The organism is Microbacterium sp. JZ101, from assembly GCF_053903175.1.
The window spans coordinates 2680770-2694288 of the sequence record NZ_CP096400.1 but is presented as its reverse complement, the minus strand read 5'-3'; the positions used below and the strand labels follow the sequence as shown (position 1 = coordinate 2694288).

General features: G+C 71.9%; 15 protein-coding genes. 7 read left to right on the top strand and 8 right to left on the bottom strand.

The genetic code is table 11. The annotated features are described in order from the left end of the window. Positions 1 to 7: 7 nt before the first annotated feature. Positions 8 to 409 (bottom strand): peptide-methionine (R)-S-oxide reductase MsrB, encoded by a 402-nt coding sequence (gene msrB, locus M1D56_RS12525; protein ID WP_271173570.1) that lies wholly within the window; start codon positions 407 to 409, stop codon positions 8 to 10. A gap of 72 nt (positions 410 to 481) precedes the next feature. Here msrB and M1D56_RS12520 point away from each other — a divergent pair, with 72 nt between their 5' ends. The 5 genes from M1D56_RS12520 to groL all read left to right on the top strand — a co-directional run bounded on the left by M1D56_RS12520 (position 482) and on the right by groL (position 4421). Then, on the top strand, positions 482 to 1465 hold the full coding sequence (locus M1D56_RS12520) for a DUF2332 family protein (RefSeq protein ID WP_456283732.1): 984 nt from the start codon (positions 482 to 484) through the stop codon (positions 1463 to 1465). A gap of 35 nt (positions 1466 to 1500) precedes the next feature. After that, entirely contained in the window at positions 1501 to 1746 is a 246-nt protein-coding gene (locus M1D56_RS12515) for a DUF3263 domain-containing protein (protein WP_456283731.1), read from the top strand. Positions 1747 to 1775: 29 nt separating this feature from the next. Continuing rightward, positions 1776 to 2315 carry a LytR C-terminal domain-containing protein gene (locus tag M1D56_RS12510; protein WP_282979401.1) on the top strand — a complete coding sequence of 180 codons (540 nt, stop codon included), beginning with the start codon at positions 1776 to 1778 and terminating at the stop codon, positions 2313 to 2315. 103 nt (positions 2316 to 2418) lie between these two features. Beyond that, the gene (locus M1D56_RS12505) at positions 2419 to 2622 is read left to right on the top strand and encodes a cold-shock protein (protein WP_271173566.1); all 204 of its coding nucleotides are present in this window, start codon (positions 2419 to 2421) and stop codon (positions 2620 to 2622) included. Positions 2623 to 2801: 179 nt separating this feature from the next. Continuing rightward, on the top strand, positions 2802 to 4421 hold the full coding sequence (gene groL / locus M1D56_RS12500; protein WP_271173565.1) for a chaperonin GroEL: 1620 nt from the start codon (positions 2802 to 2804) through the stop codon (positions 4419 to 4421). Positions 4422 to 4503: 82 nt separating this feature from the next. On the opposite strand, the gene M1D56_RS12495 is transcribed toward groL, so the two are convergent. From M1D56_RS12495 to M1D56_RS12470, 6 genes are all read right to left on the bottom strand, one after another. Continuing rightward, positions 4504 to 4791: a WXG100 family type VII secretion target gene (locus tag M1D56_RS12495; protein ID WP_271173564.1), complete on the bottom strand. Its 288-nt coding sequence runs from the start codon at positions 4789 to 4791 to the stop codon at positions 4504 to 4506. Positions 4792 to 4838: 47 nt separating this feature from the next. Continuing rightward, the gene (locus M1D56_RS12490) at positions 4839 to 6641 is read right to left on the bottom strand and encodes a sensor histidine kinase (protein WP_271173563.1); all 1803 of its coding nucleotides are present in this window, start codon (positions 6639 to 6641) and stop codon (positions 4839 to 4841) included. 61 nt (positions 6642 to 6702) lie between these two features. Beyond that, complete coding sequence (locus tag M1D56_RS12485; RefSeq protein WP_271173562.1) at positions 6703 to 7398, bottom strand: response regulator transcription factor; 696 nt, start codon at positions 7396 to 7398, stop codon at positions 6703 to 6705. 81 nt (positions 7399 to 7479) lie between these two features. Continuing rightward, positions 7480 to 9123, bottom strand: coding sequence for a DNA repair helicase XPB (locus tag M1D56_RS12480; RefSeq protein WP_456283730.1), 1644 nt, complete (start codon positions 9121 to 9123; stop codon positions 7480 to 7482). A 49-nt stretch (positions 9124 to 9172) separates the two neighbouring features. Continuing rightward, positions 9173 to 10864: a helicase-associated domain-containing protein gene (locus M1D56_RS12475; protein WP_456283729.1), complete on the bottom strand. Its 1692-nt coding sequence runs from the start codon at positions 10862 to 10864 to the stop codon at positions 9173 to 9175. Between the two features lie 4 nt (positions 10865 to 10868). Then, entirely contained in the window at positions 10869 to 11135 is a 267-nt protein-coding gene (locus M1D56_RS12470) for a multidrug ABC transporter ATPase (RefSeq protein WP_271173559.1), read from the bottom strand. A 96-nt stretch (positions 11136 to 11231) separates the two neighbouring features. Here M1D56_RS12470 and M1D56_RS12465 point away from each other — a divergent pair, with 96 nt between their 5' ends. After that, positions 11232 to 11615, top strand: coding sequence for a cold-shock protein (locus M1D56_RS12465; protein WP_271173558.1), 384 nt, complete (start codon positions 11232 to 11234; stop codon positions 11613 to 11615). Then, the gene (locus M1D56_RS12460) at positions 11608 to 12309 is read left to right on the top strand and encodes a DUF3027 domain-containing protein (RefSeq protein WP_456283728.1); all 702 of its coding nucleotides are present in this window, start codon (positions 11608 to 11610) and stop codon (positions 12307 to 12309) included. The genes M1D56_RS12465 and M1D56_RS12460 overlap by 8 nt, the downstream gene beginning before the upstream one ends. Positions 12310 to 12371: 62 nt before the next feature. On the opposite strand, the gene serC is transcribed toward M1D56_RS12460, so the two are convergent. After that, positions 12372 to 13481, bottom strand: coding sequence for a phosphoserine transaminase (serC, locus tag M1D56_RS12455; RefSeq protein ID WP_456283727.1), 1110 nt, complete (start codon positions 13479 to 13481; stop codon positions 12372 to 12374). Positions 13482 to 13519 lie beyond the last annotated feature (38 nt).

Here is a 13519-nt window from a genome sequence, read left to right as displayed (position 1 = left end):
GGAGCGCTCACGCCTCGGGCGTGAAGTTCAGCGAGAGCGAGTTCATGCAGTAGCGGTCGCCGGTGGGCGTGCCGAATCCGTCCGGGAAGACATGTCCGAGGTGCGAGCCGCAGTTCGCGCAGCGGACCTCGGTCCGCACCATGCCGTGGCTCGTGTCCTCGAGCAGCTCGACGGCCTCGGGGCGCACCGACTCGTAGAAGCTCGGCCATCCGCAGTGCGAGTCGAACTTCGTGCCGCTCTGGAAGAGCTCGGCGCCGCATGCGGCGCACGTGTACAGGCCCGCGCGCTCCTCGTCGAGCAGCTCGCCGGTCCACGGCCGCTCGGTTCCGGCTTCGCGCAGCACCGCGTACTGCTCAGGCGTCAGCTCTGCACGCCACTCCGCCTCGGACTTCTCGACCCTGTACGACATGCCCCGATTCTACCGCCGCGCAGGAAGGCAGGGGCCGGAGGAGGGGCGCCGGGAGAAGGCAGAATGGCGGGGATGGACGAGGTCGCGCAGGTCGCCGAACGCTTCGCCCGGTTCGCCGCGGAGGAGGCGCCGGGACGGTCTCGCGTCTACGGCGACTGGGCGGCGAGGGTCGCCGAGGACGGGACGGTGGCCGCCGTGCTCGCCCGCATCCCGGCGGCGCACCGCCAGCCGCCGCTCGTGTTCGCCGTGACGCGCCTGCTCGGCGCGGCGGACGACGCCGACGCCGCCGACTGGGCGCGCTTCGTGCGCGCGCGGGCCGACGACATCGTCGCCGAGTGCGGCGTCCGCGGCCTGCAGACGAACGAGCCGCTGCGCTGCGCGGCGCTCCTGCCCGCGCTCTCGCTCGTCGCCGGTCCGATCGCCCTCCTCGAGCTCGGTGCATCGGGTGGCCTGTGCCTCTACCCCGACCGCTACTCGTACCGGTATGCGGCGACCGGCCGACAGGTGCGTCTCGACCCCGTCGACGGGGAGTCCGGGGTCGTACTGACCTCGACCTGGGATGGCCCGCTGCCGGAGCTGCGGCTGCCGGAGGTCGTCTGGCGCGCGGGCGTCGATCTGCAGCCGCGCGATCCGCGCGACCCGCGCGACCGCGCCTGGCTCGAGATGCTCGTGTGGCCGGGCGAGGAGGGGCGGCGCGAGCGGATCGCGCGGGCGCTCGACATCGCGGCGGCCGATCCGCCTCTTCTCATCGCAGGCGATGCCGGCGATCCCGAGGCCCTCCGCGCGCTCGCCGCGGACGCGCCATCGGAGGCGACGCTCGTCGTGTCGACGCCGGGCGTGCTCCCGTACCTCCCGCGTGCCCGCCGGGAGGCGCTCATCGACGCCATCCGGGCACTCGGGGCTCGCTGGATCACGCTCGACGCGCCGGGGCTCCACAGCGGATGGACCGAGCCGGTCGACGAGGCGGAATGGCCCGGTGGCTTCGCGCTCGCTCTCGACGGCCGCGTGCTCGCCGCGGCGGATCCGCTCGGGGCATGCGTCCGCTGGCGCGCCTGACGGCCGAGCGGTGCCGCGCGCCATACGCTCGGAGCATGTCCACCTCCCTGTCGGAACGCGAGCGCGCCATCCTCGCCTTCGAGGCGGCGTGGGGCGCCCACGGCGGCGCCAAGGAGGAGGCGATCCGCGCAGAGCTCGCGATGACCCCGGCGCGGTACTACCAGCTGCTCGGGCGGCTGATCGACACCGAGGCCGCGCTCGCCGCGGATCCGCTCCTCGTCAAGCGCCTCCGCCGACTGCGCGACGAGCGCGAGGCGGCGCACCTCCGCGTCACCAGCTGATCCACGACGTCCGCGGATAGCATCGAGGGATGCCGAGCACCTACCCCCGGGACCGCTTCGACGACATCCCGCGCGAGACCGGGCGCGTCGGCGCCCACCGCGCGGAGAACCCGGGCATGAGCGGACCCGCCGTGCTGCTGTGGGCGATCGTCGCGACGATCGTGCTCGTGATCGCGGGGATCCTCGGCTTCCTCGTCCTCTCGCAGCAGGGCGCGCTCCCGGCGCCCGAGAACACGCCGGCGCCGGCGGCGACGACGGCGCCCGTCGTCGACACGTCGTACTCGGTGCTCGTCCTCAACGGCACGGCGACAGAGGGGCTCGACGACGAGGTCGCGGAGCAGCTCGTCGACGCTGGCTTCCCCGAGGGGGCCGTGACCCCCACCGATTCGGACGAGACGGACTTCGAGAAGACGACCGTCTTCTACGCGAGCCCCGAGGATGAGCCGGCGGCGCGCGGCGTCGCGGAGGCCATCGGCGCGACCGAGGTGGTGCAGAGCGACGCGTACCAGAGCGGCGACGGCCGACAGCTCACGGTGGTCGTCGGACTCGACCGTGTTTCCGGCGCGTAAACGTCACGAGACGACCGTGTCAAACGTCGCCTGATCGACGTTCTGCCGCGGAATCACGCGGATACGATCGCTCCAGTTCCATCCCGCAACAGGAGTGATCGCCATGACCCAGGGCACCGTGAAGTGGTTCAACGCCGAGAAGGGCTACGGGTTCATCACCGTCGCCGACGGCGGCCAGGACGTCTTCGTGCACTATTCGAACATCGAGATGACCGGCTTCCGCGTGCTCGAGGAGGGCCAGGCCGTCGAGTTCACGGTGGGCACCGGGCAGAAGGGCCCCCAGGCCGAGGCGGTCCGTCCCGTCTGAGCGCTCCCGCCTTCTCCGCAGCCGCCCCGCGACCCCGGTCGCGGGGCGGCTGCGCGTGTGTCGGCGGGTGACGCCTCCCGGCTTGCACTCGATGGGGTCGAGTGCCAAAATGGCGTTTAGCACTCCCGTCAAGAGAGTGCTAAACCCATACGCCTACGTCCGGGAGGGACGACAAACACATGGCAAAGATCATCGCTTTCGACGAAGAGGCCCGTCGCGGCCTCGAGCGCGGCCTCAACACGCTGGCCGACGCCGTCAAGGTGACGCTCGGCCCGCGTGGTCGCAACGTCGTGCTCGAGAAGAAGTGGGGCGCTCCCACGATCACGAACGACGGCGTCTCCATCGCGAAGGAGATCGAGCTCGACGACCCGTACGAGAAGATCGGCGCCGAGCTCGTCAAGGAGGTCGCGAAGAAGACCGACGACGTCGCCGGTGACGGCACGACCACGGCCACCGTCCTCGCCCAGGCGCTCGTCCGCGAGGGCCTCCGCAACGTCGCCGCGGGCGCCGACCCGATCAGCCTCAAGCGCGGCATCGAGAAGGCCGTCAAGGCGGTCACCGACCAGCTCCTCTCCACCGCGAAGGAGATCGAGTCGAAGGAGCAGATCGCCGCGACGGCGTCGATCTCGGCTGCGGACACCTCGATCGGCGAGCTCATCGCCGAGGCGATCGACAAGGTCGGCAAGGAGGGCGTCGTCACGGTCGAGGAGGCCCAGGCCTTCGGCACCGAGCTCGAGCTGACGGAGGGCATGCGCTTCGACAAGGGCTACCTCAACCCCTACTTCGTGACGGACCCGGAGCGCCAGGAGGCCGTCTTCGAGGACCCGTACATCCTCATCGCGAACCAGAAGATCTCGAACATCAAGGACCTTCTGCCCGTCGTCGACAAGGTGATCCAGGCGGGCAAGGAGCTCGTCATCATCGCCGAGGACGTCGAGGGCGAGGCTCTCGCGACGCTCGTGCTCAACAAGATCCGCGGCATCTTCAAGTCGGTCGCCGTCAAGGCCCCCGGCTTCGGCGACCGCCGCAAGGCGCAGCTGCAGGACATCGCGATCCTCACGGGCGGCCAGGTCATCACGGAGGAGGTCGGCCTCAAGCTCGAGAACACCGACCTCGAGCTCCTCGGCCGTGCGCGCAAGGTCATCATCACCAAGGACGAGACGACGATCGTCGAGGGTGCCGGTGACGCCGCGCAGATCGAGGGTCGCGTGACCCAGATCCGCCGCGAGATCGAGAACACCGACAGCGACTACGACCGCGAGAAGCTGCAGGAGCGCCTCGCCAAGCTCGCCGGCGGCGTCGCCGTCATCAAGGCGGGCGCGGCCACCGAGGTCGAGCTCAAGGAGCGCAAGCACCGCATCGAGGACGCCGTCCGCAACGCGAAGGCGGCCGTCGAGGAGGGCATCGTCCCCGGTGGTGGCGTCGCGCTCATCCAGGCGGGCCAGGTCGCGTTCGACGGTCTCGAGCTCACGGGCGACGAGGCGACCGGCGCGAACATCGTGAAGATCGCCATCGAGGCTCCGCTCAAGCAGATCGCGCTCAACGCGGGCCTCGAGCCGGGCGTCGTCGCGAACCGCGTCGCCGAGCTCCCGGTCGGCCAGGGCCTCAACGCGGCCACGGGCGAGTACGTCGACCTCTTCGAGGCCGGCATCATCGACCCCGCCAAGGTCACGCGCTCGGCTCTGCAGAACGCCGCGTCGATCGCCGGCCTGTTCCTCACGACCGAGGCGGTCGTGGCGGACAAGCCGGAGAAGGCCGCGGCCGCTCCTGCCGACCCCAGCGGCGGCATGGACTTCTGATCCGCGCCGCGCGCTCGTCGCGCTGAACGACACGAAGGGCCCCTCCTCGCGGAGGGGCCCTTCTGCGTACCGGGACGCGGGCTCAGCGGAACATGCCGGCGCTGGCCTGCTCCGCCTCGGCGTACTGCATCCCCGCGACGCTGAGCGCCTGCCCGATCGACGCGAGGGACTCCTGGATGGCGAGCTGTGCCGCCCGCCACTGGTCCATGACGCTCTGGAAGCCCGCAGCGGCCGATCCCTGCCACACCGCCTGCAGCTCGAGCAGCTGCGCGAGCATGGTGTCGGAATCGGCCTGGATGCGGTCGCCCGTGGCACGGACGTTGGCGGACTGGGCGACGAGGGCGTCGCTGTCGACGGCGAAGATCGGCATGGGTGCTCCTTCTCGTGTGACCGCCGGAGATCGGCGTGGTCCTCACGCTAGGAGCGGGGCGCGCCGCCCTCCGGGTCGTCCACAGCGTCGCCCGGCGACACCGCGGCGATGCCGGACTGTGCACGCGGCGTCGCCCCGGCATCCGACCCCTCCCGGGCGAGCGGGAAGGCCACGCGGAACGTCGCGCCGCCTCCGGGGGTGTCGGTCACCTGGACGGTTCCGCTGAGGGAGTCGACGATCGAGGCGACGATCGAGAGGCCGAGGCCGCTGCCTCCCGTCTCCCGTGCGCGCGAGGTGTCGGCCCGCCAGAACCGCTGGAAGACCTTGTCCCTGATCGACTCGGGGACGCCCTCGCCATGGTCGACGATCGCGATCCATCCGGTGCGCGCCGCGGCGTCCACGCCCACCTCGATGACGATGGGGGATTCGGCGGGGCTGTAGCGGCGCGCATTGCCGAGCAGGTTCGACACCACCTGGCGGATCTTGTCCTCCTCGCCGCGGACGATCGGAGGGAGCGCGACGGGCTTCGCGGGCGGCTGCACGGGGATGTCGAGCTGCGCGACGAGCGGCTGCTCGCCGGTCTGGGCGGGGCGTCGGCGACGCAGCGCCGCCGACGCGCGGGCGATCGCGGCGGTTCCCGGCGCCCAGCGCCGCCGCGGCGCGTCGGGCCCGTCCGCGCGGCCGTCCTCGGGAGCGGATGTCGCGGCCTCGAGCTCGGCGCGCTCGGGCAGCGTCACCGCCCCCGTGATCGCCTCGAAGGTGTGGTCGACGACCGTGACGTCGCGGCCCGGCTCGGCCGCGCGGACGTCGAGCGCGGCATCGTGCGCGATCGGGCGGAGGTCGACCGGGCGGATGTCGAGCTCGCGGCGGTCGTCGAGCCGGGTGAGGGCGAGCAGGTCCTCGACGAGGACGCCCATCCGCTTGGCCTCGGCCTCGATGCGCTCCATCGCCTTGGCTGTCGCCTCCTCGCCCTGCAGCGCGCCCATCCGGTACAGCTCGGCGTAGCCGCGCACGCTCACGAGCGGCGTGCGCAGCTCGTGGCTCGCGTCGCCGATGAAGCGGCGCATCTGCCGCACCGTGGCGTCGCGCTCGTCGATCGCCCCGTCGATGCGGTCGAGCATCGTGTTGATCGCGATCTTGAGGCGGCCGATCTCGGTGCTGGGCTCGATGTCGGTCATCCGCTGGCTGAAGTCGCCCGCCGCGATCTCCATGGCGGTCGCCTCGACCTGGCCGAAGCGGCGGAACGTCAGCGTCACGAGGCCGCGGGTGAGGAACGCCGCCGCGATGACCGTCGCGAACGCGACGAGCGTGAAGACGGCGATGTACGTGCGGACGAAGCTGTCGACGTCGGCGAGGGGGAGCGCGACGACCGTGGCGTACGGGAGGTCGTAGCTCTCCGACTGGAGCGTGTTCACGGTCGTCGCGGCGTAGAACCCGGGTCCGCGCCCGGTCTCCGCGTCGAGGGGGACGATGCTGCCGCGCCGGATGTACGCCTCGTCGAGGGGCAGGCGGCGCGGGAACGCGGGCTCTGCGGCCTCCTCCGAGCCGCCCGCGGTCGCGATGAGCTCGCCCTCGCGGTTGTACATCGCGACGAAGTACTCGGTGCGCGGCTCGTTGTCGGCCGGCACGAACATGAGCTCGCCCGACGCCGTCGTGAGCGGGGTGAGGAGCCGCTCGGCGACGTTCGAGTCGGCGTACTCCTGGACCGTGCTGCGGACGCTGCCGAGCAGGTTCTGCTGGAGGATGGGCACGGTCACGACGCCCGTGATGAGGAGTCCGACGGCGAGGACGAACACCGTCACGCCGGTGACCTTCGCCCGCAGGCTGACGCGTCGCCACCACCGGGTCACGGCGTCGTGCTTGCGTGCCAGGGCAGGGCCTTTCCGCGAGGCGGGGCGCGCCCGCCGACTGTCAGGAGACCTTGTCGACCTTCAGCATGTAGCCGAAGCCGCGCTTGGTCTGGATGAGCGACTCCGCGGTGTGCGGGTCGATCTTGCGGCGCAGGTACGAGATGTAGCTCTCGACGATGCCCGCGTCGCCGTTGAAGTCGTACTCCCACACGTGGTCGAGGATCTGCGCCTTCGACAGCACGCGGTTCGGGTTGAGCATGAGGTAGCGGAGGAGCTTGAACTCCGTCGGGCTCAGGTCGATCTGCTCGTCGCCGACGTAGACGTCGTGCGTGTCCTGGTCCATCGTGAGCTCGCCCGCGCGGATGACCGACTCCTCCTCGTCGTTCTGCATCGTGCGGCGCAGGACGGCCTGGATGCGCGCGACGATCTCGTCGAGGCTGAACGGCTTCGTGACGTAGTCGTCGCCGCCGACGTTGAGGCCCTTGATCTTGTCCTCGGTCTCGTCCTTGGCGGTGAGGAAGATGATCGGGGCGGTGTATCCGGCGTCGCGCAGGCGCTTGGTGACGCTGAACCCGTTCATGTCGGGGAGCATGACGTCGAGCACGATGAGATCGGGCTCCTCCTCCAGCACGGCCGAGATGGTCTGGGCTCCGTTCGACACGGTCCGAACCTGGAATCCGGCGAATCGCAGGCTCTGCGAGAGCAGGTCGCGGATGTTCGGCTCGTCGTCGACGACCAGGATGCGCGGTGCGGTCATGACCCCATTATGTCGGTGCCGGGTAAGCGCGGGCTGGAAATCCGCGCGTCGGGCGCGGAATCCGTGCGCCGAGCGCGAACGCTACGCGGCGGCGAGCCGCTCGGCGTCGAGGATCGTGTAGCTGTAGCCCTGCTCGGCGAGGAACCGCTGACGGTTCTGCGCGAAGTCCTGATCCACCGTGTCGCGCGCGATAAGCGTGTAGAAGCTCGCCGTGTGGTCGGTCTGCTTCGGACGCAGGAGGCGTCCCAGGCGCTGGGCCTCCTCCTGTCGGGAGCCGAACGACCCCGACACCTGGATCGCGACCGACGCCTCGGGCAGGTCGACGGAGAAGTTCGCGACCTTCGACACGACGAGCAGCTTCAGCGACCCCTCCCGGAACGCCGAGAACAGCCGCTCGCGCTCGTCCACGGGCGTGGCGCCCGTGATCTTCGGCGCGTCGAGCGCCTCGGAGAGCTCGTCGAGCTGGTCGAGGTACTGGCCGATCACGAGCACCTGCTCGTCGGGGTGGTGCGCGAGGATGCGCCGCACGGCGTCGATCTTCGCGGGCGCCGTCGCCGCCAGCCGGTAGCGCTCGTCGTCGGCCGCGGCCGCGTACTCGAGGCGCTCCGACGCGGGCAGGTCGATCCGCACCTCGTAGCAGGCCGCGGGGGAGATGTAGCCCTGCGCCTCGATCTCCTTCCAGGGCGCGTCGAACCGCTTGGGACCGATGAGGCTGAAGACGTCGCCCTCCCTGCCGTCCTCGCGCACGAGCGTCGCGGTGAGCCCGAGCCGTCGGCGCGCCTGCAGGTCGGCGGTGAGCTTGAAGACGGGCGCGGGCAGCAGGTGCACCTCGTCGTACACGATCAGGCCCCAGTCGAGGGCGTCGAGGAGCGAGAGATGCGCGTACTCGCCCTTCCGCTTCGACGTGAGGATCTGGTAGGTCGCGATCGTGACCGGCTTGATCTCCTTGGACTGCCCCGAGTACTCGCCGATCTCCTCGGGCGTGAGCGTCGTGCGCCGCAGCAGCTCGTCCCGCCACTGGCGCGCCGACACCGTGTTCGTCACGAGGATGAGGGTCGTCGTCCCGGTCGCGGCCATCGCGCCCGCTCCGACGAGGGTCTTCCCGGCGCCGCACGGCAGCACGACGACGCCCGAGCCGTCCTCGCGGAAGGTGTCGACCGCGAGCCGCTGGTAGGGGCGCAGCGCCCACCCGTCCTCGGCGAGGGCGATGGGGTGGGGCGTGCCCGGCGTGTAGCCCGCGCGGTCCTCCGCGGGCCATCCGATCTTCAGCAGCTCCTGCTTGATGTGCCCGCGCGCCCACGCGTCGACGATGTAGGAGTCGGGCGTCGGGTGCTCGACGAGCAGCGGCTGGATGCGCTTGTTGCGCGAGACCTCGGTGATCACCGCCTCGTCCTGGGAGACGAGGCGCAGGCGGCCTTCGTCGTCGCGGTCGATCACGAGGCGCCCGTATCGGTTCACGGTCTCGCGGATGTCCGTCGACACCGAGGGCGGGACGGGGAACCGGGACCATCGGTCGAGGGTCTGCAGCATGTCGTCGGCGGTGTGCCCTGCCGCGCGCGCGTTCCACAGACCCAGCCGGGTCACGCGGTACGTGTGGATGTGCTCGGGCGCCCGCTCGAGCTCGGCGAACACCGCGAGCTCGTGGCGCGCGGCCTCCGCGTCGGGGTGCGCGACCTCGAGCAGCACCGTGCGGTCGCTCTGGACGATGAGGGGGCCCTCGGACATAGCTGTCCAGTCTACCGGCGGGGCGCCGCCGCGGGGCCGGGGCGGTGCGTCACGCGGTGCGGACCGAGCGGATGAGCGAGACCGGGAGGGTGCGCTCGACGTCGGCCGCGCGGTCGAGGCCGCGCAGCCGTCCTCCGCCGATCCCCGACGCCTCGAGCGTCAGCTCGCGCGTCGTCCCGTCGGGCATCGCGACCTCGACGACGATGACGGCCTTCGCGCGGACGGCGGCGTCGAGCTCGCGCTCGCGCCACGCGGTCTCCGCATCCTCGCCGTGAGAAGCGCGCAGCCGGTCGATGACGGCCCGGTACCGCTCCTCGGGAGCATCCTCCTCGGCAGCGGGGGCGAGTCGGCGGCGGTGCAGCGCGACGGTGCGGCCGTCGTCGTCGATCGCGACGACGGGATAGCGCGCGTCGGCGAGCGCCCAGTAGACGGTCTGCCGTGCAGCGCGCGTCCGCAGCAGAGCGCCCTCGCGCACGAGGCCCAGCGGGCGCAGCGCCTGGTCGACGCCGATGGTCTCGACGAGATGGTGGTCGCGGCTCGACACGATCGTGTGGCCGCTGCCCGGCTCGACCGAGACCCGCACGAGGCCGTGCCGCTCGGCGGTCCGGGTGAGCAGGTAGTCGAGCGGCTGCGGGATGCCGGTGAGCGAGAGCTCGGAGAGGAACGAGCGGATGGCCTCGGCCGTCTCGCCGCCCGCGATCGCCGACGAGAGCGACGCCTCGGTGAAGCGGTAGGTCGAGGCCTGCGCGTGCGACTCGCGGACGGTCATCGCGCGCAGGCGCATGTCGAGCGCGGGCACGAGCGGTCCGGGGGAGATCGCGGTCAGGTCGTTCTGCAGGAAGACGCGGTCGACCTCACCGGGGAGGAGCTCTGCGAGGGGGCCGGCGTCGGCGGCGCCGCCCGCCCGGAACGGCGTCGCCCACGGGGTCTCCGTGCCGTCGGGCGCGATGAGGCCGAGCAGAGCCGCCAGACGCAGGGCCGAGGCCGCCCGCTCGGGCCAGGCCGGGTCGAGCGGATAGGCGTCGACCCACGTCGACGGCGGCACCCAGCCGCCCTCGCGGGTGCGCAGACCTGCGGGCAGCGCGTCGCGCCATCCCGTCGCGAGGATCTCCCAGCGACGACGCGTGGGCTCGCGCGTCCAGTCCTCGCCGGCGTCGGCCACGAGCCAGGCGCGATCCACCGGACGCACGAGGCCGGCCGCCTCGGCGAGCGCGACGAGGTCGTCGAGCTCCTCGGCGTCGCGCACGACCTCGTCCTGCACGAGCCGGCGCCGGTCGGACGCGCCGACCGACCCGCCGCCGACGCGCGACAGCGGAGTCGCGAGCGCCGCGACGAGCACGTCAGCGAGCGCCCCGAGGGTCGTGAAGGCGCGCTCCGCCGCCCGAGCCGCGGCCGACTCGTCGGCGGGCTGAGGGGCGTCGTGGCGGGCAGGCGCGAGGTCCACGCCGTCGAGCGCGCGACGGACCGACGGCAGCGGCGACCCGGATCCGTCGACGAGCGAGGACGCGATGCCCTCGTCGGCGATCGGACGGCCGCTGGCGAGGTCGGCGAGCACGTCGCGCGGGAGCTGACGCAGCGCCGTCGTCAACGACTCGGGGGCGAGCAGTGCGTCGGCGGCGTCGAAGAAGTCGCGCCAGCCGACGTGGGCGGAGACCCGGCGGGCCGCGAGGAGCGAGCCGAGCCGCGCGTCGGACATCGCGGCCAGCCGCTCCGCCAGCACCCGTGCGTCCGCGCCGCTCATCCGCTCAGCTCCGGCGCGAGGCGCGACCCCTTCGCACGAAGCTCATGACGAGCAGCGTGAGGAGCAGGAGGAAGGCGATCACGGGCCCGATCATCTGCACGAGGAACACGACCGGCCACGCGCCGCCGCTGAAGTCGGTGACCCCTGAGGCGGTCGCGATGATCACGGCGAGGAAGCAGCCGATCGACAGCACGACGATCCCCAGGGACATGAACGCGAGGATGCGGTCGACGCGGCGGACCGCGGGCTGCGCGCTGGGCTGATCACTCATCCTGACCAGGATAGTCGTACGCCCGCCGGACTAGGATGGCGGAGAGGGATCGATCGATCCCTCTCTCTACGTTCCAGCGGTATCAGCGAGGTTCACATGCCCACCGGCAAGGTCAGGTTCTACGACGAGGACAAGGGCTTCGGCTTCATCACGTCGGACGACGGACAGGACGACGTGTTCCTGCACGCGAGCGCGCTCCCCGCGGGCGCGGTCGTGAAGGCCGGGACGCGGCTCGAGTTCGGGATCGCCGACGGCCGCAAGGGGCCGCAGGCGCTCTCCGTGCGGGTGCTCGAGGCTCCGCCGAGCCTCGCGAAGGCGTCGCGCAAGAAGGCAGACGACATGGCCGTCATCGTCGAGGACCTCGTGAAGCTCCTCGACGACATCGGCGGCGACCTGCGTCGCGGCCGCTACCCCTCGTCGTCGCACGCGCGCAAGGTCGCGGCCGTGCTGCGCAAGGTCGCGGACGAGCTCGATGTCTGAGGCTCCCGAGCCTGCGGCGGACGCGGAGGCGCTCGCGGATTCCGAGGCGCCCCGCGAGGACGCCTCCCTCGAGGCCGCGCCCGTCGAGCCCGACCCTCGCCTGCTCGAGGCTCGCGATCTCGCGCTCGCCGCGCTGCGGGAGATCACGCCCGCGCAGACCATCGGCGAGCCGGCGGGCTACACCGTCGAGGGCGACGGCGTCGTCTCGCTGCGCTTCGAGAACCGCCTGAGCGGCTATCCGGGATGGCACTGGACCGTCTCCCTCGCGGTCGTCGAGGACGCCGAGCCGACCGTGCTCGAGGCGGAGCTGCTGCCGGGCGACGGAGCGCTGCTCGCGCCCGAGTGGGTGCCGTGGTCGGTGCGCCTCGAGGAGTACAAGGCGGCGCAGAGCGCGGCGGCCGAGGCCGCGGCGGCCGACGAGTCCGATGAGGGCGAGGACTTCGCGCCCGAGGGCGACGAGTTCGACCAGGACGAGGACGACTTCGACGAGGACGGCTCGCCGATCCTGCACGCGGGAGACGTCGACGGCGTCGACATCGACGAGCTCGACGCGGGCGACGACGATGCGGCCGATGACGACGATGCGGCCGAGTCCGACGAGGACTACGACGAGGACGACGACGAGGCGCGCAGCGCGGACGACGACGCGGACGAGGACGACGACGCGTGGGATGACGACGACGCGGAGGACTGACCGCGTGAGACAGGAGGAGCCCCGGCCGACCGGCCGGGGCTCCTCCTGTCTGCGGTGACGGATCAGCTGTTCTCGAGAACGAAGTCGATCGCGCGCGTAAGCTGGCGGACGTCCTCGGGCTCGATCGAGACGAACGTCGCGACCCGGAGCTGGTTGCGGCCGAGCTTGCGGTACGGCTCGGTGTCGACGATCCCGTTGGCGCGCAGCGTCTTGGCGACCGCCGCCGCGTCGACGGCCTCGTCGAAGTCGATCGTCACGACGACGGGGGAGCGGTGCGCGGGGTCGGCGACGAACGGGGTCGCCGAGGACGACGCCTCGGCCCACGTGTACAGCGCCTGCGACGACTCCGCCGTGCGGGCCGCGGCCCACTCGAGGCCGCCGTTCTCCAGGATCCAGCCCAGCTGGCTGTCGAGGAGATGGAGCGTCGCGAGGGCAGGGGTGTTGAGCGTCTGCTCCTTGCGCGAGTTGTCGACCGCATTCCAGAGGCTGAGGAACTCCGGGATGTAGCGGTCGGACGCGTGCAGGCGCTCGATGCGCTCGATCGCCGCGGGCGACATCGCGGCGAACCACAGCCCGCCGTCCGAGCCGAGGTTCTTCTGCGGCGCGAAGTAGTACACGTCGGTCTCGGCGACATCGAAGTCGATGCCGCCGGCGGCGCTCGTCGCGTCGATCACGGTGAGCGCACCCGCGTCGCCGGACACGCGCCGGATCGGTGCGGCCACGCCCGTGGACGTCTCGTTGTGCGGCCAGGCGTAGACGTCGACGCCCTCGACCGGCTCGGACTCGGCGCGCGTGCCCGGCTCCGCCTTGCGGACATCGGGGGCCTCGAGCCACGGCGCGGCGGCCGCCTTCGCGAACTTCCCGCCGAACTCGCCGAAGACGAGGTTCTGCGCGCGGCGCTCGATGAGCCCGAACGCGGCCGCATCCCAGAACGCGGTCGAGCCGCCGTTGCCCGTGACGATCTCGTAGCCGTCGGGCAGGCGGAGCAGCTGCGCGAGGCGCTCGCGCACGCTCGCGACGAGGTTCTTCACCGGCGCCTGGCGGTGCGACGTCCCGAGGAGCGACGATCCCGCCTCGGCGAGGGCGGCGACCTGCTCGGGACGCACCTTCGAGGGGCCGCAGCCGAACCGGCCGTCGGAGGGAAGGAGATCGGCGGGGATCGTGAGCGTCATGCTGCTCATCCTACGGCGCGTGCGCGGACGGCCACGGC